The organism is Conyzicola nivalis (genome assembly GCF_040548875.1).
GTDB lineage: Bacteria > Actinomycetota > Actinomycetes > Actinomycetales > Microbacteriaceae > Conyzicola > Conyzicola nivalis_A.
Genome location: NZ_JBEPSJ010000005.1, coordinates 95,312 through 121,914 on the forward strand (window position 1 = coordinate 95,312; position 26,603 = coordinate 121,914).

A 26,603-nucleotide genomic window follows, 5' to 3' on the forward strand; every position below is an offset into this window, starting at 1 on the left:
GTCGCGCAGATTCCATTCCCCCACAGCCGCCATAAGAACAGCGGATGCCACGGCAGTGCGCCGCGCGCTCCGCCGGGGGCAGCGCGGCGCGAGCATTGCCTCGTGACCCACGAACTCGCTGTGCCGCTGCTTCCAGGCCCCGCCCTCGCCGAGCCCCGCGCCGCCCTGGTCGACCAGCAGGCCGCGCTCTCGGCCGCCCTGGTGCGGCTCGAACGTGCCCGCGCGCTGGTGCCCGTGGCCGAACCGAGTTTCGAATGGCGCGGGGCGGCCCAGTCGCTGTACCGCTCGAGCGTGCGCGAGCTCGCCTCCCGGCTCGACGAGGCAATCGACAGCGTTCGGTCGGCGCGACGCAGCACCCGTCACGCCGTGTCGACTTTGGCCGCCCGTGGCTGACGGCGGCGGCGGCTCGGCCGGCGCCGGGCTGGTCGTGTCTGGCGGGGGCTCCTTCGCGGTTGCGAGCGACGCGCTGTTCGCCGACGTGCAGTCGCTCGAGCTGGTGCGGAGCGAGATGCGCGGGGCCGCCGCGGCGCTCCAGCGCATCGACCGCCGGGTGAGCGAGAACCTGCTGCGGCGGGCCGACGCGCCGCTCAGCGCTCTGGATGCGGAACGCGAGCTGGACCGGGGGCAGCAGCTCGTGGCGGCGGCGGGCGACCGGGCCGGCGCGATCGCCTTCGTGTTGCGCGCGTCGGCGGAGGGATACGGCGTCGCCGACGCGGCGGCGCAGCGGGCAGTGCAGGGTCTCGCGGCGAGCGTCGGACTCTCGATCGGCATGTTCCTGCCGCTGTTCGCGGCGTTGATGGCGCCCGCACTGCCGACGGCGCTCGCGGGGCTGCTGGTGGCGAGCGTGCTGGTGCCCGGCGGACCGGCCGCCATCCCGGGGGCCGTGGGCGGGTGGCTGGCCGAGAACAACCGGCTGCTCACCAATCCACTGACGGTCGCCCTGCTGCGGGCCGGGGTCATGAGCGTCGACGACGTGATCGGCGGCGCCCTCGGGCTGCCTCCGGCCGTGGTGCGCGCGCTCGGCGACGAGGGGGCCGGGGTCGTCGGGATCGGTGCATCCGCGGGGCTGTTCACGCTCCTCGGTTCGCGGGTCGGGCTGCTCACCGAGACCGCGGTCGCCACCCGCGCCGCCGTGCAACGCGACCTGAGCGCGCCGCCGAGCGGCCTGGCCGGGCGGATCGACCGTATTCCCCAGCGCGTGCACGACGAGAAGGGAGAGCCGGCGGGCCAGCACATCAGGATCGAACGCTACGGCGCACCCGGACGGCCCGACCGCTTCGAGGTGTACATCACCGGCACCGCCGACTTCTCGCCGCGGTCGGGCGCCGACCCGTTCGACCTCACCAGCGACGTCGGAACCATCGCCGAGCTGCCCGCGGGTGCGGTGCGCGCCGTGGAGCAGGCGATGGCGCAGGAGGGGATCACCGCCGAGTCCCCCGTGCAGTTCACCGGGTACTCACAGGGCGGGCTCATCGCCGTCACGCTCGCCGCCTCGGGCGACTACAACACGCAGGGCGTGGTCGCGGTGGGATCGCCCACGGCTCACGTCGAGGTGGGAGACGACTTTCCGGTTATCGCGATCGAGCACACAGACGACATCGTGCCGGCCATGGCCGGCATGCGCTCGGGCCACGACACCGTGCTCGTCGAGCGTGAGGCCTTCGCCGACCGGGAGACCCCGCCGGCGGTGGCCGTGCCCTCCCACGACCGCGGCGAGTATCGGCGCACCGCCGAACTCGCGGATCAGGCGATGAGTCCCCGGCTCGTGGCCGCGCGCGAGGCCCTCGCCGGCTTCACGAGCGGCACGACACCGATCAGCTCGACCACCTACGTGGCCGAGCGGGTGCACGGTGCGCGTTAGCGGCGGCTGCGGCCGGAGCCCATGAGCGGCCGGGTGGCCAGACCGAGCACCCAGCCGATGAACCCGAGGACGATGGCCGCGAGCACGCCCCACCAGAAGCTGTCGACCACGAGGCCGAATCCGATGAGCGAGCTGATCCACTGCACGATGAGCAGCAGAAGCGCGTTGACGACGAGGGCAAGCAGGCCGAGGGTCAGCACGTAGAGGGGGAAGGCGACGATGCGGATCGTGTTGCCGACGACGGCGTTGACCACGCCGAAGATGAAGGCGACGAGCAGGTAGGTCAGAACAGTCTCGATCGCCTCGCCCGGAGGGAACGCGACGACTCTGATCCCTGCGACGACGAGTGTTGTGAGCCACAGGGCCACGGCATTGACGACCAGCCGTACGAGGAAACGTTGCATGGTGACCACTATGCACTGCCCGTTCGCGCAGTCACAATTAGGCTGGGCTCGTGAACGCACCCCGAGTACGACTTCGTCCGGAGATCGAGAAGATCCAGCCCTATCGCCAGGGCAAGGCCGCGGCCGACGACGCCTTCAAGCTGTCGTCAAACGAGAACCCCTTCGAGCCGATCCCCGCCGTGCTCGCCGCTATCGCGGCGTCGAGCGTGAACCGCTACCCCGACGGCAGCGCGATCCGGCTGCGCACCGCGCTCGCGAACCGCTTCTCCCTCACGCCCGAGAACGTGCACGTGGGTGCGGGCTCGGCGTCGATCCTCAGCCAGCTGATCACCGCAGCCGCCGGCCCGGGCGACGAGGTCGTCTACTCCTGGCGCAGCTTCGAGGCCTACCCGGGCTTCGTCGCCGTCGCCGGCGCCACCAGCGTCACGGTGCCGAACACGGCCGAACACCGCCACGACCTCCCGGCGATGGCCGCCGCCGTCACCGAGCGCACCCGCGTCGTGATCGTCTGCAGCCCCAACAACCCCACGGGCGCCATCGTCACCCGCGACGAGTTCACCGCGTTCATGGCCCTCATCCCCGAGACGGTGCTCGTGCTGCTCGACGAGGCCTACATCGAGTTCGTCACCGACCCTGCCGCGGTGCGCGGTCCGGAACTGCTCGCCGGCTACCCGAACCTCGTCGTGCTGCGCACCTTCTCGAAGGCCTACGGCCTGGCCGGACTGCGTGTCGGCTACGCCCTGGGCGCCGAGTACGTTCTGGATGCCGCCCGGGCCTCGGCCATCCCGCTGTCGGTCATCGAGCCGGCGCAGCGCGCCGCCGTCGCCTCCATCGAGCACGAGGCCGAGCTGCTCGAGCGCGTCGCAAGCCTGGCGGTGCTGCGCGACGAGATCTGGGCGTCGCTCGTCGAGCAGGGCTGGCACGTGCCCCGCCCGCACGGAAACTTCGTCTGGCTGGCCACGGGAGAGCACACCGCGTGGGCCGCTGGGGTCTTCGAATCGCACGGGATCGTGGTGCGCGCACTCGGCACGGACGGGCTGCGAGTCAGCATCGGCGAGCACGAATCTGTCGAGAAACTCCTAAAGGCTTCGGCAGAGGTTGTGCGCAAGCTACGAACCCCGGCGGCCGAAGCCACGTTAGATTAGTCAAATGTCTTACACCGCCGCGACGGTCCAGTTGCTTTCCCCGGAGGGCACACTCGTCGAGAGCGATGCATCCGCCGAGTACCTTCCCTACATCGAAGCGCTCAGCGACGACCAGCTGCGGGAGTTCCACCGCCAGATGGTCGTGATCCGTCGATTCGACCAGGAAGCCGCCAACCTGCAGCGTCAGGGCGAGCTCGGACTCTGGGTCCCGAGCCTCGGCCAGGAGGCCGCCCAGGTCGGTTCGGCCTTCGCTTCACGCCCCCAGGACCACATCTTCCCGTCGTACCGCGAACACGCGGTCGCCCGGATCCGCGGCGTCGACGTCATCGGCATCATGGGGCTGCTGCGCGGCACGACGCACGGCGGATGGAACCCCGCCGACACCAACTTCCACCTGTACACGCTCGTGCTCGGCTCGCACACCCTGCACGCCACGGGACGTGCGATGGCGATGACCCTCGACGGCGCCACGGGCACCGGCGACCCCGAGACCGACGCCGCCGTCATCTCCTACTTCGGCGACGGGGCGTCCAGCCAGGGCGACGTCAGCGAGGCACTCGTCTTCGCCGCGAGCTACCAGGCACCCGTCGTGTTCTTCCTGCAGAACAACCACTGGGCGATCTCGGTGCCCGTAGCGACCCAGTCGCGAACCCCGCTCTACCTCCGCCCGAGCGGCTTCGGCATCCCGGGAATCCAGATCGACGGCAACGACGTGCTCGCCAGCTTCGCGGTGACGAAGAAGAATCTGGATGCCGCGCGAAACGGGGAGGGACCGAGCCTCATCGAGGCGCTCACCTACCGCATGGGCGCGCACACGTCGAGCGACGACCCGACCAAGTACCGCCTCGACAGCGAGGTCGAGTACTGGGAAGCCCGCGACCCGATAGCCCGCTTCGAGACCTGGCTGCGTTCGCGCGGCGAGGGCGAGGACTTCTTCGCCGACGTCGCTACAGAGGCCGAGGACTTCGCCGCCGACATCCGCAAGCGCACCCTGGCGCTCGAGGCGCCCCCCATCGGCAAGATGTTCGACTTCGTCTACTCCGAGCCACACGCTCCCCTCGCGGCGCAGAAGCAGTGGCTGGCCGACTACGACGCATCATTTGGGAGCGAAGCATGAGCATCGCAACAGAGACCACGACCATGACCATGCCGATGGCGAAGGCCCTCAACGCCGGTCTGCGCAAGGCGCTCCAGGACGACCCCAAGGTGCTCCTGATGGGCGAGGACATCGGCCCGCTCGGCGGGGTCTTCCGCATCACCGAGGGGCTGCACGCCGAGTTCGGCGGCAACCGCGTGATGGACACCCCGCTCGCCGAGTCGGGGATCATCGGCACCGCGATCGGCCTCGCCATGGGCGGCTACCGCCCGGTCGTCGAGATCCAGTTCGACGGGTTCATCTTCCCCGGCTTCGACCAGATCGTCTCGCAGCTGGCCAAGATGACCAACCGCCACGAGGGCCAGGTGACGATGCCGCTCGTGATCCGGGTGCCCTACGGCGGGCACATCGGCGCCGTCGAGCACCACCAGGAGAGCCCGGAAGCCTACTTCGCGCACACCCCCGGACTGCGTGTCGTCAGCCCGAGCACGCCGCACGACGCGTACTGGATGATCCAGGAGGCCATCGCGAGCAACGACCCGGTGATGTTCTTCGAGCCGAAGAGCCGCTACTGGCCGAAGGGAGCCGTCGACCTCTCCGCCAATGTCGCGCCACTGCACTCGAGCCGGGTCGTGCGCGAGGGCACCGAGGTCACTCTCGTCGGCCACGGCGCCATGATGAGCGTGCTGCTCGCCGCCGCAGAGCTCGCCGCCGAGGAGGGCACGAGCGTCGAGGTCGTCGACCTGCGCTCGCTCTCCCCCATCGACTACGACCCGATCGTCGAGAGCGTGCGCAAGACCGGACGGCTCGTCGTTGCCGCGGAGGCGCCGGGCTTCGTCTCGATCAGCTCCGAGATCGCCGCGACGGTGACCGAGCGCGCCTTCTACTCGCTCGAGGCGCCCGTGCTGAGGGTCGCCGGTTTCGACGCGCCCTTCCCTCCGGCCAAGCTCGAGACCGTGTACCTGCCCGACGCCGACCGCGTTCTCGAAGCGGTCGATCGCGCAATGGCTTACTAAGAAACCAGGCTCATGAGCACCTACGAATTCCTCCTCCCCGACGCGGGCGAAGGCCTCACCGAAGCAGAGATCGTCGAGTGGAAGGTGAAGCCCGGCGACGTCGTCGAGGTCAACCAGATCCTCGTCGAGATCGAGACCGCCAAGTCGCTCGTCGAGCTGCCGTCTCCCTTTGCCGGCACCGTGACCGAGGTGCTCGCGCAGCCCGGCCAGACGGTCGACGTCGGAACCGTGATCATCCGTGCCTCCGACAGTGCGATGGCGGATGCCCCGGCCGCGACCCCGGCGGACGACGACGCGCTCGGCGCGGTCGCCGACACCGCCGGCAGCATCTCGACAGAGGCCGAGAAGCCCGGCGCCGTTCTCGTCGGCTACGGCATCAAGGGCGGTGCGAACTCGCGCCGCCGCCGCTCCGGCATCGCGCCCGCCGCCCCCGCAGCATCCGCCGCCCCCGACGTCGTCCCCTCGGCGCGGCCGTCGTCGGTGCCCGCCGCGGCGGCGTCGGCGATCATCGCCAAGCCCCCGATCCGCAAGCTCGCGAAGGACCTCGGCGTGGTGCTCGCCGACGTGGTCGCCACCGGTCTCGCCGGAGAGATCACCCGCGACGACGTCATCCGCAGCGCGAGCCAGGCCAGCGTCTTCCGCAACATCCAGACCCCCGAGTGGAGCGACGAGCGCGAGGAGCGCATCCCCGTGAAGGGCGTGCGCAAGGCCATCGCCGCGGCCATGACCCAGAGCGCGTTCACTGCTCCGCACGTGAGCGTCTTCGTCGACATCGACGCGAGCCGCACCATGGAGTTCGTCAAGCGCCTCAAGAACTCCCCCGACTTCGCCGGAATCCGGGTGTCGCCGCTTCTCATCGCGGCGAAGGCGGTCATCTGGGCGGTGCGTCGCAACCCGATGGTCAACAGCACGTTCACACCCGCCGAGATCACGGTGCACCACTACGTGAACCTCGGTATCGCGGCGGCCACCCCGCGGGGTCTCGTCGTGCCGAACGTGAAGGACGCCAACGAGCTGTCGCTGCGCGAGCTCGCCGTCGCCCTCGAACAGCTGACGATCACTGCGCGCGACGGCAAGACGTCGACCGCCGACATGTCGGACGGAACCATCACGATCACGAACCTCGGCTCGTTCGGCATGGACACGGGCACGCCGATCCTCAACCCGGGCGAGGTCGGCATCGTGGCCCTCGGAACCATCAAGCAGAAGCCCTGGGTCGTCGACGGCGAAGTACGTCCGCGTTTCGTGACCACGCTCGCCGGCAGCTTCGACCACCGGGTCGTCGACGGCGACGTGGTGAGCCGCTTCATCGCCGACGTCGCGAGCGTGCTCGAGGAGCCCGCGCTGCTGCTCGACTAGGCGCAGGCCGGACGCCTCCTCGGCGGACTCGGGGTTTTTGTGTGGCATACTGCTGATAACGAATCTCATTACGCTTATCAGGTTAGAAGAGACACCATGCGCCTCAACGCCCCCCGCCACGTCTTCCTCGGCGGCCTCGCCGTCGCCGCCCTCGCGCTCACCGGCTGCGCCGCGACACCCGCCGCCGACGACTCGGACGGCACGCTCTCGGTGGTCGCATCCACCAACGTCTACGGCAGCATCGCCGAGGCGATCGGCGGCGACCTCGTCAACGTCACCAGCATCATCACGAGCGCGGCGCAGGACCCGCACAGCTTCGAGGCGTCGGCCCAAGACCAGCTCGCGCTCTCCAAGGCCGACCTCGTGATCGAGAACGGCGGCGGATACGACCCGTTCATCGACACGCTCCTCGCCGCGGGCTCGAACGACGCCCCCGTCGTGAATGCGAGCGAGGCGTCCGGTCTGCTCGAGGGAGACGAGCACGCGCACGACGACGCTTCGACAGGCTCAGCGACCGGGGAGGCGACCGAGGAGGAGCACTCCGAAGACGACGGCCACGACCACGTCGAGGGCTTCAACGAGCACGTCTGGTACAGCTTCCACGGCGTCGAGCACGTCGCCGAGGAGATCGCCCACCAGCTCTCCGAGATCGACGCCGACAACGCCGCCACCTACGAGAAGAACTACGAGGCGTTCGCCGCCCAGATCGAGGAGCTCGAGGCCGGCGCCGAGGCGCTGCACTCCAGCACCGAGGGCCTCGGCGTCGCCATCACCGAGCCGGTCCCGCTCTACCTGCTCGAGGCAGCCGGGTTCACGAACCAGACGCCTGCCGCCTTCTCCGAGGCGATCGAGGAGGGCACGGATGTCGCGCCCGCCGTCCTGCAGCAGACGCTCGCCCTCTTCGCCGACGACTCGGTGTCGCTGCTCGCCTACAACTCGCAGACCGCGAGCTCCGAGACCGAGCAGGTGCGCGCCGCCGCCGAGCAGAACGACGTCGCGGTGGTCGAATTCACCGAGACCATGCCGGATGGCGCAGACTATGTGACGTGGATGACCGACAACCTGAGCGCGATCTCCGCCGCAGTGAAGTGACAGTGGCACCACCCGCGCTAGCCGCCCCCGTTCTCGAGTTCGAGAACGGCGCGCTCGGCTTCGGCGGCCGGTCGCTGTGGAGCGGGCTCGACCTCGCCGTGCGGCCGGGAGAGTTCCTCGCCGTGCTCGGACCGAACGGCTCGGGCAAGACGAGCCTGCTGAAGACGATCCTCGGCCAGCAGCGGCTCGACTCGGGCACCGTGCGCCTCGCGGGCCACGAGATCCGCCGCGGCGACCGCAGCGTCGGGTACATCCCGCAGCAGAAGCTCGTCCCGCCGGGCACCCCGCTGCGCGGGCGCGACCTCGTCACGCTCGGCGTCAACGGCCACCGCTTCGGGCCGCCCATCCCCCGTCGCTCCGATCGGGAGCGCGTCGACGAGCTGCTCGACGACGTCGGCGCCACGTCCTACGCGAACCAGCCGGTGGGGACGCTCTCCGGCGGCGAGCAGCAGCGGCTGCGCGTCGGGCAGGCCCTGGCCGGCGACCCGGTGCTGCTGCTCTGCGACGAGCCCCTGCTGAGTCTCGACCTGCACCACCAGCGCGCGGTCTCCGAGCTCATCGACCGTCGACGCCGCACCCACGACACCGCGGTCGTCTTCGTCACGCACGACGTGAACCCCGTGCTCGACGTCGTCGACCGCATCCTCTACCTCGCGGGCGGCCAGTTCCGCCAGGGCACCCCGAGCGAGGTGCTGCGCTCCGACGTGCTCAGCGACCTGTACGGAACACCGGTCGACGTCATACGCTCCCACGGCCGTGTCATCGTGGTCGGCGTCCCCGACGGTCACGACCATCACGACCACCACGACGAGGTGGCGGAATGACCGGCGACGACATCTGGGGCCGGCTGTTCAACTTCGCCAACTACGGCGAGCTGCTCGCCCTCGTGCAGAACTCCATCATCGCCGCCGCCGTGCTCGGCATCGTCGGCGGGCTCATCGGCGTCTTCGTGATGCAGCGCGACATGGCCTTCGCCGTTCACGGCATCAGCGAGCTCTCGTTCGCCGGGGCCGCGGGTGCGCTGCTGCTCGGCGTCAACGTCGTCGCCGGATCCCTGGTCGGCTCGCTCATCGCCGCCGTGCTGATCGGCCTGCTCGGCGCGAAGGCGCGCGACCGCAACTCCATCATCGGCGTGCTGATGCCGTTCGGTCTGGGCCTGGGCATCCTCTTCCTCGCGCTCTACCCCGGCCGCAGCGCCAACAAGTTCGGCCTGCTCACCGGCCAGATCATCTCGGTCGACATCCCGCAGCTTGGCCTGCTCATCACCCTCTCCGTCGTGGTGCTCGTCGCGCTGCTGCTCGTCTGGCGCCCGCTCAGCTTCGACAGCCTCGACGCCGACGTCGCCGCCGCGCGCGGCGTGCCCTCGCGCGCCCTGTCGCTCGGCTTCATGGTGCTGCTCGGGCTCACCGTCGCGGTCTCCGTGCAGATCATCGGGTCGCTGCTCGTGCTCGCCCTGCTGGTGACTCCTGCCGCCGCCGCACTGCGCGTCTCGTCGTCGCCGCTGCTCGTGCCGTTGCTGAGTATGCTGTTCGGCTTCGTCTCGGCGGTGGGGGGCATCCTGCTCGCCCTCGGCGGCGCGCTGCCGATCAGTCCGTACATCACCACCATCTCGTTCGCCATCTACGTCGTCTGCCGCATCATCGGGGCCCGGAAGGCCGCCGGCGGCCGCGCATCCGCCCGACGTCCTCTCGTTGCCGCGAGGTAGAATCCGGCTATGAAGAGAAACACCTGGCAGCGCGAGGCCGTTCGAGAGGCGCTCGGTTCGTCCGAGGGCTTCGTCAGCGCCCAGGCACTTCACTCGAACCTGCGCGAGACCGGCTCGCCCATCGGGCTCGCCACCGTCTACCGCGCGCTGTCCGACCTGGCCGTCGAGGGCGAGGCCGACTCGCTGCAGCAGGAGGGCGAGAGCCTCTACCGCGCATGCACCCCGGGCAGCCACCACCACCACCTGATCTGCCGCAACTGCGGGCTCACGGTGGAGATCGAGGCGGATGCCGTGGAACTCTGGGCGAAGAACGTCGCTGCGGAGCACGGGTTTACCCAGCCGAACCACATCGTCGACGTGTTCGGCCTCTGCGCGAACTGCTCGAAAGACGACACACTGTAGTTTTGCTTTGACGTTTCCTCGCGGAGCCGATACGGTGAGCGCACCCTAGTTACACGCGTCTCCGATCGTGGTTCTTTCCCGAGGCCAGAGTTCGATGCGCGATCTCCCGCACGCTCTGACCCGATAGAGAGCTACGACCATTCGCACTTACCCGCGCCTGGCGGCGCTGACCGCCGCCCTCGGCTTGATGTCCATCGCGGCCGTCGCCGCACCCGCCCTCTCCGTCGCGCCGGCCATGCCCGCTTCCGCGGCCGGTCCGGCCCTGTGCGCGGTGGCGCCGGGTCTCGTCTACCCGAACCTCGACGACGAGGCGCTGCAGTACGACTCAGCGGTCAACGTGATGATCGGCGGCGACTTCGCGGCGCGGGTCGGCGCTGCCGAGGCCGAGGGAGTCGTGCTCGTGGGCGGTTCGGCCACCTTCGACACGACGAAGCACTACAGCGTGGGTGTCGCCGGAGTCGGCTCCCGGGTCGCCCCTCCCCCCGGCAGCGACATGCTCGTCACCGGTGGAGACGTCACCGTCGCCTCGGGCATGCTCGACGTCGGATCGTTGATCGGGGGCGACATCGTCAGCGGCGGCGTCGTGGGCCCGCGCGCCAGCATCGAGACCAGCGGCGGCACCATCACCGAGAACGCCGCAGACCCGCTCCTCCCGTACGCCGCAACGCTGCAGGGCTACCGTGATCTCTCGACGACCTACTCGGCGATGAGCCCGAACGCCGGCGGCACGGTGACCAGCACCGGCTGGGACGTCACCTTCCGCGGCGACGGCACAGCGAACCGCCAGGTCTTCACCGTTGCCGGCACCGACCTCGGGGCTCTCGGGGCCACGAAGACCATGGTCTTCGACAACATCCCGGCCGGCACCATCGTGATCGTGAACGTCACCGGCCCGACCGCCGTGATCGGCGCCAACTCCTTCGTCTTCGACGGGCAGCCGATCAACCCCGTGAACCCCGTCAACCCCGCGCTGCCGGTCGACCCGCTCTTCTCGAACTTCACCCAGTCGCTGCTGTGGAACTTCCCGACGGCCGTCGACGTCACGCTCGGCGACGAAGACCAGCTGCTCGGCTCGATCCTCATCCCCCAGCCGACGAGCACGACCACCGTCAAGACCAGCACCAACGGCCGCTTCTACGCGGCCGGCGACGTGGTCATGAGCGGTTCGCCGCTCGCGGGGCTCGAGTTCCACAGCTACCCCTTCCGCGAGACCTCCTGCGGGTTCGCGGCGGTCGGTTCGGTGTCGATCTCGAAGACCCTCGACGACCGCGACGCCGTCGTGCCGGCCGGCCGGATGTTCACCGGCGGCTACACCTGCGTCGACGCCTCCGGCTCGACCGTGCAGTCCGGCACCTGGTCGCTGTCGGTCGGGCAGACGTTCGTGACCCCGAGCATGCCGCAGGGCAGCAGCTGCGTCGTCACCGAGAACACGCCGGCTCCGCCGTCGGCGACGGATGCCTCGTACCGGTGGCAGCCCGCCGCGATCAGCCCCGCAGCCGCCGTCGTCCGGGCCGGCACGCCGGTTGCGGTCACCGTGCTCAACACGGTCAGCCGGGCGGTCGGCGACCTGGAGATGATCAAGGTGCTCGACGACCCGTACGACGTCGTCGACCTGTCCCGCGTGTACACCGGCACGTTCGCCTGCAGCTACCTCGGGGCGGATCTCACCCCGCCCCCGGGAACCTGGGCCGAACGCGCGGGCGCGGCGCCGGTGCGGCTCGCCACCGGGCTCCCCGCCGGGACGACCTGCACCCTGACGGAGGACCCCATCCTCGTGCCACCGCTGCCCGGCTTCCCCCAGTACCACTGGGCAGCACCGCAGATCGCGCCGGCGTCGGTGACGATCGTCGAGAACACCGTCGCCCGCATCGTGGTCACGAACATCGTGGAAGACCCCGTCGATCCCATCGACCCGGTCGACCCGGTCGTCCCCGTCGATACGGCAGACCCGGTCGTCCCGACAGAGCCGGCGGCCCCGACGGCCGCGCAGACCCCCGTCGGCGTGCTGGCGTACACCGGCGCCGAGACGGCAGGCCCGCTCCTCGTGGCCGCGGTCATGGTGCTGCTCGGACTCGCCGGCCTCGCCGTGAAGCGCCGAAACCGGCGCATCTCACAGAGGCGCTAACCGAGCAGCTCGGCGATCAGCCGCAGAGAGTCGGCACGGCCCTGTACGAGCAGGGTCGTGACCACCGACTCCTCCCACGCCGCCAGCTCGTCGCGGATCTTCTCCGGCGGGCCGATCAGCGCGATCTCCTCGACGAGCCGCGTCGGCACGGCGGCGACCGCCTCCTCCGTGCGTCCCGCGAGAAACAGGCCCTGGATACGGTCGCAGTCGTCGGAGTAGCCGAGCCGGTCGATCACGTTGCGGTGGAAGTTCGCCTCCCGGGCACCCATCCCGCCGACGTACAGCGCCACCATGGGGCGCAGCGTGTCGGCCGCCGCCTCGACGTCGGCGTGCGGCACGACCGCGAGCTGCACCGCGACCTCGAACCCGGATCGCGGGGGGAGGCCGGGATCGCGCAACGCGAACCCCGCCTCGAGCTGAGCCGCGGCATCCGCGTTCGCCTTCGGTGAGAAGAGGAACGGCAGCCATCCGTCGGCGATCTCCGCGGCGAGGGCGACATTCTTCGGACCCTCGGCGGCGAGGTACACGGGCAGGCGGGGGCGAAGCGGATGCACGGTCGACTGCAGCGGCTTGCCCAGGCCTGTGGCCGACGGCCCCGAGAGCGGCAGCGGGTAGTGCGGCCCGGGCGCCGTGACCGGGCCGTTGCGGGCGAGCACGTCGCGCACGATCGCGAAGTACTCCCTCGTGCGGGCGAGCGGCTTCGGGTACGGCTGGCCGTACCAGCCCTCGACGACCTGCGGGCCCGAGACGCCGAGGCCCAGGATGGCGCGGCCGCCGGAGAGGTGGTCGAGAGTGAGGGCGGCCATCGCTGTCGCGGCGGGGGTTCTGGCCGACATCTGGGCGATCCCGGTGCCGAGCCTGACGCTCTGCGTGCGGGAACCCCACCAGGCGAGCGGTGTGAACGCGTCCGACCCGTAGGCCTCGGCGGTCCACACCGACTCGAAGCCGAGGCGCTCCGCCTCGAGGATGGCCTCGAGGGCGCCGGGCGGCGGGCCCTGCTTCCAGTAGCCGACGGCGTATCCCAGTCGCATTGCGGCCTCCATCAGCCTGTCGCGTGCGGTTCACGTTTGGCGGATCCGCGTGAAACCCCGTAAGGTGGACCCTTGGCCGGGAGTATTCCGGTCAATTTGTACGCCAACTCCCCTTCTCTCGCGAGAAATCAGGGTGTTCTGCGCGTGCCGACAAGAAATCTTGGGTAGGGCACCTCGTCCTACGGTATCTAAGGAGAAGACCATCATGGCAGCAACTTGCCAGGTGACCGGAGCCGTTCCCGGCTTCGGACACAACATTTCGCACTCGCACCGACGTACCAAGCGTCGCTTCGACCCGAACGTCCAGAAGAAGACGTACTACGTACCGTCTCTGCGCCGCAACGTCACGTTGCAGCTTTCCGCAAAGGGCATCAAGGTTATTGACGCCCGTGGCATCGAGTCTGTCGTGAAGGACATTCTCGCTCGTGGGGTGAAGATCTAATGGCTAAGGCACAAGACGTACGTCCGATCATCAAGCTCCGCTCGACGGCGGGCACCGGTTACACCTACGTGACCAAGAAGAACCGTCGCAACGACCCCGACCGCCTCGTACTCAAGAAGTACGACCCTGTAGTGCGCAAGCACGTCGAATTCCGCGAGGAGCGCTAAACATGGCTAAGAAGAGCAAGATCGCCAAGAACGAGCAGCGTAAGGTCATCGTCGCGCGTTACGCGACGAAGCGCCTCGAGCTGAAGAAGGCCCTCGTCGACCCGGCCGGAACCGACGAGTCGCGTGAAGAGGCCCGTGTCGGCCTGCAGAAGCTTCCTCGCAACGCCTCTCCGGTGCGCGTTCGCGGTCGCGACGCCATCGACGGACGCCCCCGCGGCTACCTCGCGCAGTTCGGTGTCAGCCGAGTTCGCTTCCGCGACATGGCGCACCGGGGCGAATTGCCCGGTATTACCAAGTCAAGCTGGTAGATTTTTCCCGGTTCACCAGCTTTTAGCTGATTGACCAACCAACTGCACAAGGTCCGAGGAGGACATTCATGGCTGACAAGTCACTAAACCGTACCGAGCTCGTCGCGGCAGTAGCCGCATCGTCTGGCCAGAGCCAGGCCGCCGTCAACGGCGTCGTCGACGCACTCTTCTCCGTTCTGTCCACCTCGGTGGCCGACGGCGTGAAGGTATCCATCCCGGGATGGCTGGCAGTGGAGCGCACTCACCGTGCAGCTCGCGCCGGTCGTAACCCGCAGACGGGCGAGGCAATCGAGATCAAGGCAAGCTACGGCGTCAAGCTGAGCGCCGGCTCGAAGCTGAAGGCCGCTGCAAAGGACTCCAAGTAGTCTTCTAAAGCGTTAAGGGCGTCGACCGTGAGGTCGGCGCCCTTTTTGTTTGACGCGGCGAAGCATTCAGGATGACGCGGATAAACTGATCTGATGCCACGAGTCGTACGGATAGTGGGGCCAGCGCTCCTGCTCCTTGTGGCACTCGCGAGCGCCGTCGCCGCCCTGCAGTTCGGCGGGGCAGCCACGCCGGAGCCCATCGCGGACCCGGGCCCCGTGGTGCGCTACGGCCTCCCACTGGCGAAGCTCATCGTCAACATCGGCGCCGCCGGAACGATCGGCGCTCTCGTGCTGGCCAGCTTCGCGATGAGCCGCGACAAGCGCGAGTTCGGACTCGCGCTCGATATCGCCGCCGCCTCCGCCGGGGTCTGGGCCGTGGCATCCGCCGCCGCCGGCTTCTTCAGCTTCATGACGATCTACCTGCAGCCCATCTCGATCGACGACCGGTTCGGCGACCTGCTCGCCCAGTTCCTCACCGAGCAGGAGCTCGGACAGTCGTGGCTGTACACGACCCTCATCGCCGCCGCCCTCACCGTGCTGTGCTTCGCGGTGCGCAACCAGACGCTCGTGGCGTTCATGGCGGCCGGATCGATCGCCGGCCTGATCCCGATGGCGCTGCAGGGGCACGCGGGCGGCACGGCCAGCCACGACGCCGCGACCAGCGCGATCTGGCTGCACATCGTCTTCGCCGCGATCTGGCTCGGCGGGCTGCTCACCCTGGTCATCAGCTCGCGCACGCTCGACAAGGGTCGTATCGTGCCGCTGCTCACGCGCTACTCGACCCTGGCGCTGCTGAGCTTCGTGGTCGTCGCGGCGTCCGGCTACGTCAGCGCCGAGATCCGCGTCGGCACCCTCGGCAACCTGCTCACTCCGTACGGCATCCTCGTTTTGATCAAGGTCGGCGCCCTCGGCGTGCTCGGGGTCTTCGGCGTGATGCAGCGCCGCTACCTCATCGGACGCATGACGGCGACCGGCGCGCGCAAGTACTTCTGGTGGCTGGTCACCGCCGAGATCGCGTTTATGGGCCTCGCCTCCGGTGTCGCCGCCGCCCTCGGCCGCACGGCGACGCCGAAGCCCGAGGTGCCGGCCACGGCGAGCACGGGCGCGACCCCGGCCGAGATCCTCACCGGTTCGCCGTTGCCGCCGCCCATCTCGTTCACGAACCTGTTCACGCTGTGGAACTTCGACCTGATCTGGGTGCTGTTCTGCGCGTTCGGCGTCTTCTTCTACCTCGCCGGCGTGTGGCGGCTGAAGAAGCGCGGCGACTCGTGGCCGGTGCTGCGCACCGTGCTCTGGGTCGCCGGCATGGCGCTGCTGTTCTACATCACCAACGGCGGCGTCAACGTGTACGAGGCCTACCTCTTCAGCGCGCACATGCTCGCCCACATGACGCTCGGCATGATGGTGCCCGTGCTGCTGGTGCCCGGCGCGCCCATCACCCTCGCCCTGCGCACCATCCGCAAGCGCGACGACGGCAGCCGCGGCGCCCGCGAGTGGATCCTGCTTGCGACCCACTCGAAGTACTTCGACGTGCTCTCCCGGCCGCTGGTCGCCGCCGCGATCTTCGTCGTCTCGCTCTGGATCTTCTACTACTCGCCCCTGTTCCGCTGGGCGACGACCGACCATCTCGGTCACCAGTGGATGATTATCCACTTCCTCCTGAGCGGCTATCTCTTCGTGCAGTCGCTCATCGGCGTCGACCCGTCGCCGCACAAGGCCCCCTACCCGCTGCGGCTGCTCGTGCTGCTCGCCACCATGGCGTTCCACGCCTTCTTCGGCCTGTCTCTGATGACCGGCACCGGGCTGCTGCTCGCCGACTGGTACGGGGCCGTGGGCTGGGGCATCAGCGCGATCGACGACCAGCAGGCGGGCGGAGGCATCGCCTGGAGCGTCGGGGAGATCCCGACCGTGGCGCTCGCCATCGCCGTCGCCATCATGTGGTCGCGCAGCGACGAGCGCGACTCGAAGCGCTACGACCGCAAGGCAGACCGCGACGGCGACGCCGAGCTCGAGGCGTACAACGACATGCTCGCCGCGCGGGCGACTACTCGTAGACGGCAGTGATCAGCAGCTTGTTGCCCGGCTCGAAGGTGAGCGCGTACTGCACGTCGAAGGGAACGTCTTCGTCGAACGTGGACACGGTTCCGTCGCGCAGCGACTTCACATCGACCACGAGATGAGCGGTTGCCGCCGTCTTCGGCACAGTCCAGGTACCGGAGACCGCGCCGGGAACGATGGTGACCACCGGGTCGGCGAGCATCGACCACTTCGGCGCTGAGACGACGCGGTTCGACAGCGACTGGCCGAACGGGCAGCCGGTGGGCATCATCAGCTCCTGCGTCGCGCACTCGGCCAGGTACGCGGTGACGTGCTTCTGCACCTCGGCGACGAACTCCTCGTTCGCCTGCACATCGACCGTGACATCCGCTATCTCGTCGTTGGCGGTGACGGCGGCCCCGACCGCCTTCGCGGCGGTGTAGGTCGACTCGTGGTCGACCAGATAGAAGCCGGGGGCGAAGACCTGGTAGGTGGCCGGCGCGTCGGGCTGCGCCTTCGACGTGACGGGAAGGCCGTTCACCTCGAAGTCCTGCGCGTGCAGCACCGTCACCGAGATCGAGCTGATCGGGCTCGCGACGAAGCGCCACTTCGGGAAGAGACCGAAGCTGGTGCCGTCGCGCACGACGACGAACTCGCTCGTGGCGGTCGTCGAGGGCGGGTCTGGCTGCGCCTTCGTCGGTGGCGGCGCGATCTCGTACCGGGCGACGACGGTGTGCCTGCCCTCGTCCCCCGCGGTGTCGCTCACGATGGTGACGTCGCTCAGGGCGCCCATCGCGTCGTCGGTGAGCAGCACGGACGCCGCGTCGTTGCCGGTGCCCACGCCGGGCAGCGCGAGTGCGGCCGAGCTGTCGCGGCGCTCGAGCGCCTCCAGGTAGCGGCTGACGAATCCGTGGGCGCTGTACAGGTCGGCGTTGAGGGCGACGACGGATGCGGCGAAGCCGGCGACGAGCAGCACGAAGGCCGCCGACCAGGTGATGAGGGTTCGGCGCATCCTCACATCCTAGGCAACCCTGTGCACAGGCGGCTGAGCGGCGGGGGCGAGCGGGTAGATTGGGGGGTGTGACCGCACCCGAGCTTTCTCCCGAGCAGGCCGCTGTCTTCGCGGCCATCGAGACGACGCAGGAGAACATCTTCGTCACCGGCCGCGCGGGCACCGGCAAGTCGACGCTGCTCAACCACCTCTCGTGGAACACCTCGAAGCAGGTGGTGATCTGCGCGCCGACCGGCGTCGCCGCGCTGAACGTGGGCGGGCAGACCATCCACTCGCTCTTCCGGCTGCCGATCGGAGTGATCGCCGACCACGAGATCGAGCACACCGCCGAGGTGCGCAAGCTGCTCAACACGATCGACACGCTCGTGATCGACGAGGTGTCGATGGTCAACGCCGATCTGCTCGACGCCCTCGACCGCAGCCTGCGCCAGGCGAGGCAGCGCAAGCGGGAGCCGTTCGGCGGTGTGCAGGTCATCCTGTTCGGCGACCCGTACCAGCTGGCCCCCGTGCCCGGCGACGCCGACGAGCGCGCCTACTTCGCCGACCAGTACCGGTCGATGTGGTTCTTCGACGCCAAGGTGTGGGACGAGGCAGACCTCAAGATCTACGAGCTCACCACGATCCACCGCCAGCACGAGGGCGAGTTCAAGTACATGCTCAACGCGGTGCGGCACGGCCGGGTGACGGCCGAGATCGCCGAGCGGCTCAACTCGACCGGCGCGCGCGACGCGCCCACCGACGGGGTCATCACGCTGGCCACAACCAACGCCGCGGTGAACCGCATCAACGCGACCGAGCTCGCGCGCCTGCCGGGCAAGATCCTCACCGCGAACGCCGAGGTCTCCGGCGAGTTCGGCGGCCGGGCGTTCCCCGCCGACGAGGCGCTGCAGCTGAAGATCGGCGCACAGGTGATGTTTCTGCGCAACGACGCCGACCAGCGCTGGGTGAACGGCTCGGTCGGTCTCGTGACGAAGATCGACCAGTTCGTGCACGTCGAGATCGACGGCGAGGAGCACCAGGTGCAGCCCGCAGTGTGGGAGAAGTACAAGTACTCCTACTCGGCGGTCACCAAGGCGCTCAAGAAGGACATCGTGGCCGAGTTCACGCAGTTTCCGCTGCGGCTGGCCTGGGCCGTCACCATCCACAAGTCGCAGGGCAAGACCTACGACCGCGCGGTCGTCGACCTCGGGCAGCGCTCGTTTGCGCCTGGTCAGACCTACGTGGCGCTCAGCCGCATCACTGCGCTCGAGGGGCTCTATTTGAGCCGCGCCCTGCGCCCCAGCGACATCATCGTCGACGAGAACGTGCAGCGCTTTATGGAGCGCGCGACGGCGGTGCCCGGCATCCAGGCGTAGCGCGCCTCTCCGACTCGTCGCGGGCGCCTCCGACCGGCCTGTGCCCGCCTGTCCGCAGAGCCGAGGGGCAAGGTTCTGCTGTCCAATCGGGCGCTCAGGGTCGAAAGCTTGCCCCTCCGCTAGGGGGCGAGTGCTGAGGGGCAAGGTTTCGATGTCTAATCGGGCGCTCAGGGTCGAAAGCTTGCCCCTCCGCTAGGGGGCGAGTGCTGAGGGGCAAGGTTTCGATGTTCAGGTGAGCTCTGAAGGTCGAAAGTCTGCCCCTCTGCTCTCTGCCGTCTGCCGTCTGCCGTCTGCCCTTCGCGCGACGGCGGTGCCCGGCATCCAGGCGTAGCGCGCCCAGACTGGCGCCGAGCCGGGAAAGGGGCGGCGGCTCAGGCGGCGGCGACGGCCTTCGCGTCGGCCAGGTCGACGAACAGCTCGGTGTTGAACCGGTAGGCGACCATGACCTCGTCGATCACGCGCTCGCGCTCTTCCTCGCTCCAGTCGACGGCGTCGAGCTGGGCGCGGTACACGTCCTTGAACTCCTTCGGCTTGGCGATCTGGTCGAAGAGGTAGAAGCCGACGCCGTTGGTCTCGAATCCGAACTGCCGCTGCATGAGGGTGCGGATGATCTGTCCGCCCGACAGGTCGCCGAGGTAGCGCGTGTAGTGGTGTGCGATGAAGCCGCCGCTCCACCCCGTCGCCGCCACGGTCTGGATGCGCGCGACGTAGCGTGCGGTCGTCGGCAGCGGGGCGATGAGCGAGCGCCAGTCATCGCCGAGCAGAAACTGCAGGTCTGCCTCGAGAGCGGGCAGGCGGATCAGCTGCGGGGTGATGAAGGCCGCGGCATCCGCGTCGTCTTTCATGGTCTCCGCGGCAGCCTCGAGCGCCTCGTAGATGAAGAAGTGCTGCGCCACGAGAGAGATGTAGTCGTCGCGCGATCCCTTGCCCGTCATGAGGTTGTCCATGAAGTTGGCGCCCTCGCTGGCGCTGTGGCCGCTGCGGGTGCGCTCGCGAAGGGCCTGTGAGAAGGGAAGGACGACTGACACGGTGGCACTCCAGGGGGTCGGTTAGGTGACCCTAATACTAGCGAGTGCCGATCGCAGTTTGTCTATGCGATCAGCCCCGAGGAGATCCTGCCGGCTTCGTGCCCGTGGGTGCGGTGACGGCTGCGGGCTTGTCGGCACCGAGGGCGACCGCGAGCAGCACGATCGAGCTGCCGAAATGCAACACGTTGTCCGCGCCGTTGAGGGCGAGGATGTTCGAGTCGGTTCCGACAACGAAGAGACCGGCGAGCCCGAGCGCGAGGAACAGGGCGCCGACGGCCGCGTTGGTAGCCCTGGCGAGGCGCACCCCGGAGAATCCCGCGGCCAGTAGTGCCGCCCCGATCACGACGTGCAGGATGTTCTGCAGCACGTTGACCCCGAAGACACCGAACAGGAAGCCTCCCGTGGTGGAGACGACGTCCACCCCGGCGGTGGCGGTGAACCCGACCAGGCCCAGGGCGACGTAGAAGCCGCCGACGATGACGGCGACGAGACGGTTCGGCGACTGCGACACGGCGGGACGCCGGACGATCAGTGCGGACGCGGCTCGACGCCGAGCCGCTCGCAGGCGGTGTCGTAGACGACGACGACCTCGCGGCGGATCTCCGCGCGCTCGCTGATCGGGCGCGTCCAGGGGACGGTGAGCTCGGCGGTGGCGTCGCCCGCCTCGTACGTCCAGGTTCCCCCGAGGTGGTCGAGGTCGGTCATGGTGGCGGCCGAGGCGTCTTTCGTGGCGAAGGCGCGAACGATGAGCAGGTTGTCTTCCGGGTGGTCGTTGTTCATGTGGTCGAGCACGGCGGAGACGACGGAGGGTTCGAAGATGGGCACGAAATCTACGGTAGCCGGTAAAGGGGGCGCGAGAGTCTCGTTCAACCCGTTGCCGACGCTCGATGATCGGTGGATCATCTGGTCATGACCAAATATCTCATCTCATTTCCCAGTGAAGCCATGGTCGTCTCCGAGGAGGAGATGCCGAGCGTCTCCGCCGATTCGCACGAGGTTATCGAGCAGGCGAAGGCGGCCGGCGTCTACGTGTTCGGCGGCGGGATCGACGAGAGCGTCGATCCGGTGCGGGTCTCCTCCGACGGCTCGGTGAGCGACGAGCTGTACCCGGGCTCGCGCCTGACCGGCGGGTTCCTCGTGCTCGAGCTGCCGACCCGCGACGACGCGGTCGAGTGGGCGCGGAGGATCGCCGCGGCCTGCCGCTGCGCGCAGGAAGTGCGCGAGTTCGGCTACGACCCGGCGAGCTAGCCGGCTCAGGCTGAGACGCGGATCATCTTCTTGTTGACGAACTCCTCCATCGCGTAGCGCCCCATCTCGCGGCCGGAGCCGGAGCGCTTCACGCCGCCGAAGGGCAGCTCGGCCGCGTCACCGAGCACCAGGTTGATCCACACCATCCCGGCCTCGATGCCGTCGGCCACGCGCAGCGCCTGCTCCGGGTCGGTGGTGTACACGTAGGAGCCGAGGCCGAAGGGCGTGTCGTTCGCGACCTCGATCGCCTCCTCCTCCGACCGCACGCGGTACAGCGCAGCGACGGGGCCGAAAAACTCCTCGGTGTAGGCGTCCATCTGCCTGGAGACGTCGGCGAGCACGGCGGGCGGGAAGTAGCTGCCGTCGCGCTGGCCGCTGGCCACCACCGTCGCCCCCTGCGCCACCGCGCGGTCGAGCTGCTCTTCGAGCCGCTCGGCGGCGGCGAGCGACGAGAGCGGCCCGAGCAGCGTGCCCTCGGCGAAGGGGTCGGCGGGCTGCGCGGCCGTGAACGCCGCGGTGAAACGCTCGGCGAACTCGTCGTACAGCTCGTCGAGCACGATGAAGCGCTTGGCCGCGTTGCACGACTGGCCGTTGTTATCGAGCCGGGCGCTCACCGCGTCGCCTACCGCGGCGTCGATGTCGTCGGTCGAGAGCAGGATGAACGGGTCGGAGCCGCCGAGCTCGAGCACGACCTTCTTGAGGTGCCTGCCCGCCAGCTCGGCGACGGCCGAGCCGGCCCGCTCGGAACCGGTGATCGAGATGCCCTGCACCCGCGGGTCGGCGATGACCGTGGCGATCTGCTCGTTACTCGCGTAGATGTTGCGGTAGATGCCGACGGGGGCCGAGACCTCGGATGCCGCGTGGGCGAAGATATCGGCGATGGCGGCCGCGGACTCGGGGCACTGCGGCGCGTGCTTCAGCAGGATGGTGTTGCCGACGACGATGTTCGGACCGGCGAACCGCGCCACCTGGTAGTACGGGAAGTTCCACGGCATGATCCCGAGCAGCACGCCAAGGCCGGTGCGGCGGATGAACGCCGAGCCGGAGCCCGACTCCTCGGCCAGCTCGATGGGCTCGTCGGCGAGAAAGCCGGGGCCGTTGTCGGCGTAGTACTGGTAGATGGCGGCGGCGAAGTCGACCTCGCCGAGCGCCTGCTCCAACGGCTTGCCCATCTCGCGCACGATGATCTCGGCGAGCTCGTCGCGGCGGTCGAGGTGCAGCTGGGCTACCCTGCCGATGAGGGCGGCGCGCTCGTCGACGCCGACCCTGCGGGACCAGCCGGTGTAGGCGTCCGACGCGTCGGCGATCGCCCGCGTCAGCTCGTCGTCGGAGATCGACGGATAGGTGCTCAGCGTCTCGCCGGTCGCCGGGTTGGTTACTGCGTAGTCGCTCATCAAATGCTCCTTCGTGTGTCGTGCGGGGATGTCAGGAGGAGGTCGAGGCGTCGATCACCTCGGCCGCCAGCCTACGACCGACGCGGATGGCGCCGTCAACGTGTTGATAGCCCTCGGCGGCGAGGTCGCTCGAGCCGAACCGCATGGCGCCGACCGGCTGCAGTTGCAGCGCCCCGTACCGCGTCAGCCCGCCCAGGTCGAAACTGGCGGCATACGCGCCCTGCGTCCACTCCTCGGCGGCCCAGTCGCTCTCGTAGTACACGGCCGGCTCGAGCGCCTCGGGGCCGTAGTAGGAGGCGAGGGACGCGAGGATCGCGGCCTTGCGCTCCGCGGCAGGCAGACGGAAGAGGGCATCCGCCTTCTCATCGGAGACGAAGCCGACCAGCGTGCCGCGCTCTTCTCCGTAATTGGAGTTGTCGTACGCCTCGTGCACGACCTGGTACGGGCTGAATGCCGTGCCCGAGAGACCGGCGGCACGCCAGAAGGGCGTGGCGTAGGTCGCATGCACCTTGATGACCAGGCCGAGCGACTGGTGCTGCTGCATCTGCTGGCGCAGCCGCGGCAGGGGCGGCGAGTAGTCGATGCGCGAATACAGGTTCGGCGGCACGGCGACGATGACGTGCCGGGCGGAGACGCTGAGGGTGTCGGTGTGCACCGTGGCCCCCGTGTCGCTCCACTCGATCGTGCGCACCGGCTGCGACAGGCGGAGGTCGCCGGGGTCGAGCGATTCGGCGAGCAGCAGCGGAACCTGCTGCAGACCCCCGACGACCCTGCGGTCGAGGATGAAGTCGGCGTCGACCAGGTTGCTGAAACTTCCCGCGCTCGCCGCCATCAGCAGCGCCTGGAGCAGCGAGAACGCGTGCGCGGGCTTGGTGAGCATCGCGTCGGCGATGAAGAGTGCGATGTTGTCGCGCGCCTCCGCGTCGTCGCTCTGCTCACGGAGCCAGGCGTCGAAGGACACGTGGTCGAACTGGGTGGCGGAGGGGTGATCCCACGGCGCCGCGACGTCGATCTGCGCGACGAGCGGGTCGAGGATTCCGATCAAGCGCTCGATCTCACCCTGGGTGCGCTCGCTCGCGGGGAAGATGTCGCCGGTGAAGCGGCGCGCGTCGCCGTCGCGCCCGACGTACACGCTCTCGCCGCCGCGGTACCGGGGGTAGGTGCGCAGGCCGAGCTCGTCGAGCGTCTCGAGGAGCGCCGTCTGGTCGGGCGACACCCACTGCCCGCCGACCTCGAACATCTGACCGTCGATCTCGTCGGTGAGCAGGCGGCCCCCCACGCGGTCCCGAGCCTCGACCACCACGACCGACCAGCCGGCCTCGCGCAGACGCGCGGCGGCGGTGAGCCCTGTGGCGCCGGCTCCGACAATGACCACGTCACGATCCAACTTCTCCATGCTGACACGCTACGGGAAATCAGGCGGATTGTGCGGAATTCGTCGGCGATCGTCGGTTTGAGTGCGTGTTCCGTCTGTTGCCGCTGTCGGCATGCGCGCTATGCTCCGTCTACACACACGCGACGGAGCGTGGTCGTCGCTCGGAGACGAAGGAGCCAACAGTGACCCGCACAGCCAACTACGTCGTCGCCTACGAGGCCACCGACCGCGGGCGGGAGGCGCTCCAGCTCGGTATCGCGCTCGCCCGGCTCACCGGGGCCGAGCTGCGCATCTGCATCGTGCTGCCTCGTCCGGCGACCGTGCCCTCGAAGGTGGCAGCCGGAGATGCCGAGTACCAGAGCCTCCTGCTCGAGCAGGCGCAGGAGTGGCTCGACGACGCCGCCGGGAGGATACCCGCCGACGTCACGGCCACCACGCACGCCCTGCAGGCAGAGTCGACGTCGGAGGGCCTGCTCCAGGCCGCCGAGCGCTTCGAGAGCGACCGGATCGTGGTGGGCGCGGCCCGCGCGGGGCTGCTCGGCCGGTTCTCGATCGGCACCGTGGCCAGCGCCCTGCTGCACGCCTCGCCGGTCCCCGTCGCTCTCGCACCTCGGGGCTATCGCGCGCCCCGGGGGCTCAGCCGCATCAGCTGCGCCATCGGAACACGGCCCGGCTGGGAGTCGCTCCTCGACTCGATGGTCTCCATCTCCGAGGGGCTCGACGTCGAACTGCGCTTCGTCACGCTCGTGCGCGTCGACGCGGCGCACGACGCCGCCGCCGTCGACGCGGCCGCCCACCTCGCCGGGGTTCTCGACTACTTCCGCGAACGTGCCGACTTCAGCGGACCGCTGACGACTGCCGTCGGAGAAGGCGACGACATCGAGGACGCGGTGGAGGGCATGGACTGGCGCGGCGACGAGATCGTGTTCGTCGGATCCAGTCGGCTGGCCAGCCCGAGCCGGCTCTTCCTCGGCAGCACGGCGAACCGCATGCTGCGCACCCTCCCCGTACCGCTCATCGTCGTCCCCGCCTGACCCGCCTGACCCCGTCTCAGCTCCCGTCCCCGCTCGCACCGAGAGGCCGCACCCATGACACGCACCAGCTCACCTCCGCCCGCCACCCCGGGCGGCACGGATTCCGCGACCGGCCTGTCGACCAAGGGTCTCTCCGCCGGCTCGATCGGTCTTCTCGGCGCGACCGTGATCGGCATCTCCTGTATCGCTCCGGCCTACACCCTCACCGCGTCGCTCGGCCCGACCGTCGCGGCGGTGGGCACGCAGATGCCCGGCATCTTCCTCGTCGGCTTCCTGCCGATGCTGCTGGTGGCGCTCGGCTACCGCGAGCTGAACAACGCCATGCCCGACAACGGCACGTCGTTCACCTGGGCCACTCGGGCGTTCGGCCCGTGGATCGGCTGGCTGGGCGGTTGGGGCCTGATCGTCGCGACGGTCGTCGTGCTGTCGAACCTGGCCGGGATCGCCGTCGACTTCCTCTATCTGGCGCTCGCGCAGATCGTCGGCGACCCGTCGATAGCCGACCTCGCCGCAAACACGTGGGTGAACATCGGCACGTGTCTCGTGTTCATGGCGGCCGCCTGCTACATCTCCTATCGGGGCATGGAGACCACGAAGGCGGTGCAGTACGTGCTCGTCGCCTTCCAGCTCGTCGTGCTTGTCTGGTTCAGCGTCGCCGCCCTGGCGCAGGTCGCCGGGGGCACGGCGTTCGACGCGCTCGCCTTCAGCTGGGAGTGGTTCAACCCCTTCGCCCTGTCGTCGTTCTCCGCGTTCGCCGCGGGGGTCTCGTTGTCGATCTTCATCTTCTGGGGCTGGGATGTGACGCTGACGATGAACGAGGAGACCAAGAACCCGAAGACGACGCCGGGCCGCGCGGCCACCCTCACCGTCGCGATCATCTTCGTGCTCTACATCCTCGTGGCGGTGGCCAGCCTGATGTTCGCCGGCACCGGCACCGGCGCGCTGGGCCTCGGCAACGAAGACATCCAGGGCAACGTCTTCGCCGCCCTCGCCGGACCGGTCATGGGGCCGTTCGCGATCCTGATGTCGCTCGCCGTGCTCTCCAGCTCGGCGGCGTCGCTCCAGTCGACGTTCGTCGGCCCCGCACGCACGATGCTCGCCATGGGGCACTACAAGGCGTTCCCCGCCCGCTTCGCCCGCATCAGCCCGCGCTTCAAGAGCCCGAGCTTCGCCACCCTGGTCGCGGCGGCCGTCGCGTGGGGCTTCTACGCGGTCATGCGGGTGCTGAGCACCGACGTGCTGACCGACACGATCCTGACCCTCGGCATGATGATCTGCTTCTACTACGGCGTCACCGCGCTCGCCTGCGTCTGGTACTTCCGCCGCGTCGCCTTCTCCTCGGTCAGGTCGTTCCTGCTCAAGTTCCTCGCGCCGCTCATCGGCGGCGTCATCCTCGCCGTGATCTTCGCCACGACGCTGGTCGACTCGATGAACCCCGACTACGGCAGCGGCTCCGAGATCGGCGGCGTCGGCCTGGTCTTCATCCTCGGCGTCTTCCTGCTGCTCGCCGGCGTCGTGCTCATGTTCGTCATGCGCGCCGCCAACCCGGCGTTCTTCCGCGGCGAGACGCTGCGCCGCGGGGCGCCGACCGAGTAGCGCGGC

The 26,603-nt window shown here is 69.1% G+C and carries 28 protein-coding genes; 20 read left to right on the forward strand and 8 right to left on the reverse strand.

Going from position 1 to position 26,603, the window contains the following annotated elements; translation table 11 throughout:
- Positions 1-102 precede the first annotated feature (102 nt).
- Together ABIE21_RS16710 and ABIE21_RS16715 are read left to right on the forward strand one after the other, a co-directional pair.
- On the forward strand, positions 103-393 hold the full coding sequence (locus ABIE21_RS16710) for a hypothetical protein (RefSeq protein WP_354025984.1): 291 nt from the start codon (positions 103-105) through the stop codon (positions 391-393).
- Positions 386-1,861: a hypothetical protein gene (locus ABIE21_RS16715; protein ID WP_354025985.1), complete on the forward strand. Its 1,476-nt coding sequence runs from the start codon at positions 386-388 to the stop codon at positions 1,859-1,861. Before ABIE21_RS16710 ends, ABIE21_RS16715 begins: the two co-directional genes overlap by 8 nt.
- Here ABIE21_RS16715 and ABIE21_RS16720 read toward each other — a convergent pair.
- Entirely contained in the window at positions 1,858-2,265 is a 408-nt protein-coding gene (locus ABIE21_RS16720) for a phage holin family protein (RefSeq protein WP_354025986.1), read from the reverse strand. The two genes, ABIE21_RS16715 and ABIE21_RS16720, sit on opposite strands and share 4 nt — an antisense overlap.
- A 50-nt stretch (positions 2,266-2,315) precedes the next feature.
- On the opposite strand from ABIE21_RS16720, the gene ABIE21_RS16725 reads away from it, so the two are divergent.
- The 9 genes from ABIE21_RS16725 to ABIE21_RS16765 all read left to right on the forward strand — a co-directional run bounded on the left by ABIE21_RS16725 (position 2,316) and on the right by ABIE21_RS16765 (position 12,205).
- Positions 2,316-3,410, forward strand: a complete 1,095-nt coding sequence (locus tag ABIE21_RS16725) for a histidinol-phosphate transaminase (RefSeq protein WP_354025987.1) — start codon at positions 2,316-2,318, stop codon at positions 3,408-3,410.
- Between the two features lie 4 nt (positions 3,411-3,414).
- Positions 3,415-4,527 carry a thiamine pyrophosphate-dependent dehydrogenase E1 component subunit alpha gene (locus ABIE21_RS16730; RefSeq protein ID WP_354025988.1) on the forward strand — a complete coding sequence of 371 codons (1,113 nt, stop codon included), beginning with the start codon at positions 3,415-3,417 and terminating at the stop codon, positions 4,525-4,527.
- Positions 4,524-5,522, forward strand: coding sequence for an alpha-ketoacid dehydrogenase subunit beta (locus ABIE21_RS16735; RefSeq protein WP_354025989.1), 999 nt, complete (start codon positions 4,524-4,526; stop codon positions 5,520-5,522). The genes ABIE21_RS16730 and ABIE21_RS16735 overlap by 4 nt, the downstream gene beginning before the upstream one ends.
- A 12-nt stretch (positions 5,523-5,534) precedes the next feature.
- Positions 5,535-6,881, forward strand: a complete 1,347-nt coding sequence (locus tag ABIE21_RS16740; RefSeq protein WP_354025990.1) for a dihydrolipoamide acetyltransferase family protein — start codon at positions 5,535-5,537, stop codon at positions 6,879-6,881.
- 96 nt (positions 6,882-6,977) lie between these two features.
- Positions 6,978-7,973, forward strand: a complete 996-nt coding sequence (locus ABIE21_RS16745) for a metal ABC transporter solute-binding protein, Zn/Mn family (RefSeq protein ID WP_354025991.1) — start codon at positions 6,978-6,980, stop codon at positions 7,971-7,973.
- Between the two features lie 2 nt (positions 7,974-7,975).
- Positions 7,976-8,797, forward strand: coding sequence for a metal ABC transporter ATP-binding protein (locus ABIE21_RS16750; protein ID WP_354025992.1), 822 nt, complete (start codon positions 7,976-7,978; stop codon positions 8,795-8,797).
- A complete protein-coding gene (locus ABIE21_RS16755; protein WP_354025993.1) occupies positions 8,794-9,678 on the forward strand; it encodes a metal ABC transporter permease in 885 nt (294 codons plus the stop codon). Before ABIE21_RS16750 ends, ABIE21_RS16755 begins: the two co-directional genes overlap by 4 nt.
- A gap of 9 nt (positions 9,679-9,687) precedes the next feature.
- Positions 9,688-10,080, forward strand: a complete 393-nt coding sequence (locus ABIE21_RS16760; RefSeq protein ID WP_354025994.1) for a Fur family transcriptional regulator — start codon at positions 9,688-9,690, stop codon at positions 10,078-10,080.
- A gap of 187 nt (positions 10,081-10,267) precedes the next feature.
- Positions 10,268-12,205, forward strand: coding sequence for a choice-of-anchor A family protein (locus ABIE21_RS16765; protein ID WP_354025995.1), 1,938 nt, complete (start codon positions 10,268-10,270; stop codon positions 12,203-12,205).
- Here ABIE21_RS16765 and ABIE21_RS16770 read toward each other — a convergent pair.
- Entirely contained in the window at positions 12,202-13,236 is a 1,035-nt protein-coding gene (locus ABIE21_RS16770; protein WP_354025996.1) for an LLM class F420-dependent oxidoreductase, read from the reverse strand. The genes ABIE21_RS16765 and ABIE21_RS16770 overlap by 4 nt on opposite strands.
- 205 nt (positions 13,237-13,441) lie before the next feature.
- On the opposite strand from ABIE21_RS16770, the gene rpmB reads away from it, so the two are divergent.
- From rpmB to ABIE21_RS16795, 5 genes are all read left to right on the forward strand, one after another.
- Positions 13,442-13,678: a 50S ribosomal protein L28 gene (gene rpmB / locus ABIE21_RS16775; protein ID WP_184239701.1), complete on the forward strand. Its 237-nt coding sequence runs from the start codon at positions 13,442-13,444 to the stop codon at positions 13,676-13,678.
- Positions 13,678-13,845 carry a 50S ribosomal protein L33 gene (gene rpmG, locus ABIE21_RS16780; protein WP_184239703.1) on the forward strand — a complete coding sequence of 56 codons (168 nt, stop codon included), beginning with the start codon at positions 13,678-13,680 and terminating at the stop codon, positions 13,843-13,845. The genes rpmB and rpmG overlap by 1 nt, the downstream gene beginning before the upstream one ends.
- 2 nt (positions 13,846-13,847) lie before the next feature.
- Positions 13,848-14,153, forward strand: a complete 306-nt coding sequence (gene rpsN / locus ABIE21_RS16785) for a 30S ribosomal protein S14 (RefSeq protein ID WP_354025997.1) — start codon at positions 13,848-13,850, stop codon at positions 14,151-14,153.
- 68 nt (positions 14,154-14,221) lie between these two features.
- Positions 14,222-14,518 (forward strand): HU family DNA-binding protein, encoded by a 297-nt coding sequence (locus ABIE21_RS16790; protein WP_354025998.1) that lies wholly within the window; start codon positions 14,222-14,224, stop codon positions 14,516-14,518.
- Between the two features lie 93 nt (positions 14,519-14,611).
- On the forward strand, positions 14,612-16,582 hold the full coding sequence (locus ABIE21_RS16795) for a cytochrome c oxidase assembly protein (protein ID WP_354025999.1): 1,971 nt from the start codon (positions 14,612-14,614) through the stop codon (positions 16,580-16,582).
- Here ABIE21_RS16795 and ABIE21_RS16800 read toward each other — a convergent pair.
- Positions 16,563-17,567: a hypothetical protein gene (locus ABIE21_RS16800; RefSeq protein WP_354026000.1), complete on the reverse strand. Its 1,005-nt coding sequence runs from the start codon at positions 17,565-17,567 to the stop codon at positions 16,563-16,565. The two genes, ABIE21_RS16795 and ABIE21_RS16800, sit on opposite strands and share 20 nt — an antisense overlap.
- A 68-nt stretch (positions 17,568-17,635) precedes the next feature.
- Here ABIE21_RS16800 and ABIE21_RS16805 point away from each other — a divergent pair, with 68 nt between their 5' ends.
- Positions 17,636-18,922: an ATP-dependent DNA helicase gene (locus ABIE21_RS16805; RefSeq protein WP_354026001.1), complete on the forward strand. Its 1,287-nt coding sequence runs from the start codon at positions 17,636-17,638 to the stop codon at positions 18,920-18,922.
- 371 nt (positions 18,923-19,293) lie between these two features.
- Here ABIE21_RS16805 and ABIE21_RS16810 read toward each other — a convergent pair whose 3' ends face one another.
- The 3 genes from ABIE21_RS16810 to ABIE21_RS16820 all read right to left on the reverse strand — a co-directional run bounded on the left by ABIE21_RS16810 (position 19,294) and on the right by ABIE21_RS16820 (position 20,775).
- A complete protein-coding gene (locus ABIE21_RS16810) occupies positions 19,294-19,950 on the reverse strand; it encodes a heme oxygenase (biliverdin-producing) (RefSeq protein WP_354026002.1) in 657 nt (218 codons plus the stop codon).
- Between the two features lie 70 nt (positions 19,951-20,020).
- On the reverse strand, positions 20,021-20,461 hold the full coding sequence (locus tag ABIE21_RS16815; RefSeq protein WP_354026003.1) for a DUF4383 domain-containing protein: 441 nt from the start codon (positions 20,459-20,461) through the stop codon (positions 20,021-20,023).
- Between the two features lie 17 nt (positions 20,462-20,478).
- Positions 20,479-20,775 (reverse strand): DUF2470 domain-containing protein, encoded by a 297-nt coding sequence (locus ABIE21_RS16820; RefSeq protein WP_354026004.1) that lies wholly within the window; start codon positions 20,773-20,775, stop codon positions 20,479-20,481.
- An 84-nt stretch (positions 20,776-20,859) separates the two neighbouring features.
- Between ABIE21_RS16820 and ABIE21_RS16825 the strand changes: the two genes are divergently transcribed.
- Positions 20,860-21,198, forward strand: a complete 339-nt coding sequence (locus tag ABIE21_RS16825) for a YciI family protein (RefSeq protein ID WP_354026005.1) — start codon at positions 20,860-20,862, stop codon at positions 21,196-21,198.
- Positions 21,199-21,203: 5 nt separating this feature from the next.
- Here ABIE21_RS16825 and ABIE21_RS16830 read toward each other — a convergent pair whose 3' ends face one another.
- Positions 21,204-22,592: an NAD-dependent succinate-semialdehyde dehydrogenase gene (locus tag ABIE21_RS16830; RefSeq protein ID WP_354026006.1), complete on the reverse strand. Its 1,389-nt coding sequence runs from the start codon at positions 22,590-22,592 to the stop codon at positions 21,204-21,206.
- 31 nt (positions 22,593-22,623) lie between these two features.
- Positions 22,624-23,988 (reverse strand): flavin monoamine oxidase family protein, encoded by a 1,365-nt coding sequence (locus ABIE21_RS16835; protein ID WP_354026007.1) that lies wholly within the window; start codon positions 23,986-23,988, stop codon positions 22,624-22,626.
- Between the two features lie 161 nt (positions 23,989-24,149).
- Between ABIE21_RS16835 and ABIE21_RS16840 the strand changes: the two genes are divergently transcribed.
- Both ABIE21_RS16840 and ABIE21_RS16845 read left to right on the forward strand, forming a co-directional pair.
- Positions 24,150-25,001, forward strand: a complete 852-nt coding sequence (locus ABIE21_RS16840) for a universal stress protein (RefSeq protein ID WP_354026008.1) — start codon at positions 24,150-24,152, stop codon at positions 24,999-25,001.
- 54 nt (positions 25,002-25,055) lie between these two features.
- Positions 25,056-26,597 carry an APC family permease gene (locus tag ABIE21_RS16845; RefSeq protein ID WP_354026009.1) on the forward strand — a complete coding sequence of 514 codons (1,542 nt, stop codon included), beginning with the start codon at positions 25,056-25,058 and terminating at the stop codon, positions 26,595-26,597.
- Positions 26,598-26,603 lie beyond the last annotated feature (6 nt).

Bases quoted from the DNA above. Each gene is read 5' to 3' on its own strand.
- rpmG (WP_184239703.1), top strand. From the start codon at position 13,678: ATGGCTAAGGCACAAGACGTACGTCCGATCATCAAGCTCCGCTCGACG.
- ABIE21_RS16755 (WP_354025993.1), top strand. From the start codon at position 8,794: ATGACCGGCGACGACATCTGGGGCCGGCTGTTCAACTTCGCCAACTAC.
- ABIE21_RS16740 (WP_354025990.1), top strand. From the start codon at position 5,535: ATGAGCACCTACGAATTCCTCCTCCCCGACGCGGGCGAAGGCCTCACC.
- ABIE21_RS16845 (WP_354026009.1), top strand. From the start codon at position 25,056: ATGACACGCACCAGCTCACCTCCGCCCGCCACCCCGGGCGGCACGGAT.
- ABIE21_RS16720 (WP_354025986.1), bottom strand. From the start codon at position 2,265: ATGCAACGTTTCCTCGTACGGCTGGTCGTCAATGCCGTGGCCCTGTGG.
- ABIE21_RS16825 (WP_354026005.1), top strand. From the start codon at position 20,860: ATGACCAAATATCTCATCTCATTTCCCAGTGAAGCCATGGTCGTCTCC.
- ABIE21_RS16745 (WP_354025991.1), top strand. From the start codon at position 6,978: ATGCGCCTCAACGCCCCCCGCCACGTCTTCCTCGGCGGCCTCGCCGTC.
- ABIE21_RS16790 (WP_354025998.1), top strand. From the start codon at position 14,222: ATGGCTGACAAGTCACTAAACCGTACCGAGCTCGTCGCGGCAGTAGCC.
- ABIE21_RS16770 (WP_354025996.1), bottom strand. From the start codon at position 13,236: ATGCGACTGGGATACGCCGTCGGCTACTGGAAGCAGGGCCCGCCGCCC.
- ABIE21_RS16765 (WP_354025995.1), top strand. From the start codon at position 10,268: ATGTCCATCGCGGCCGTCGCCGCACCCGCCCTCTCCGTCGCGCCGGCC.
- ABIE21_RS16830 (WP_354026006.1), bottom strand. From the start codon at position 22,592: ATGAGCGACTACGCAGTAACCAACCCGGCGACCGGCGAGACGCTGAGC.
- ABIE21_RS16800 (WP_354026000.1), bottom strand. From the start codon at position 17,567: ATGCGCCGAACCCTCATCACCTGGTCGGCGGCCTTCGTGCTGCTCGTC.
- ABIE21_RS16735 (WP_354025989.1), top strand. From the start codon at position 4,524: ATGAGCATCGCAACAGAGACCACGACCATGACCATGCCGATGGCGAAG.
- ABIE21_RS16730 (WP_354025988.1), top strand. From the start codon at position 3,415: ATGTCTTACACCGCCGCGACGGTCCAGTTGCTTTCCCCGGAGGGCACA.
- ABIE21_RS16795 (WP_354025999.1), top strand. From the start codon at position 14,612: ATGCCACGAGTCGTACGGATAGTGGGGCCAGCGCTCCTGCTCCTTGTG.
- ABIE21_RS16760 (WP_354025994.1), top strand. From the start codon at position 9,688: ATGAAGAGAAACACCTGGCAGCGCGAGGCCGTTCGAGAGGCGCTCGGT.
- ABIE21_RS16835 (WP_354026007.1), bottom strand. From the start codon at position 23,988: ATGGAGAAGTTGGATCGTGACGTGGTCATTGTCGGAGCCGGCGCCACA.
- rpmB (WP_184239701.1), top strand. From the start codon at position 13,442: ATGGCAGCAACTTGCCAGGTGACCGGAGCCGTTCCCGGCTTCGGACAC.
- rpsN (WP_354025997.1), top strand. From the start codon at position 13,848: ATGGCTAAGAAGAGCAAGATCGCCAAGAACGAGCAGCGTAAGGTCATC.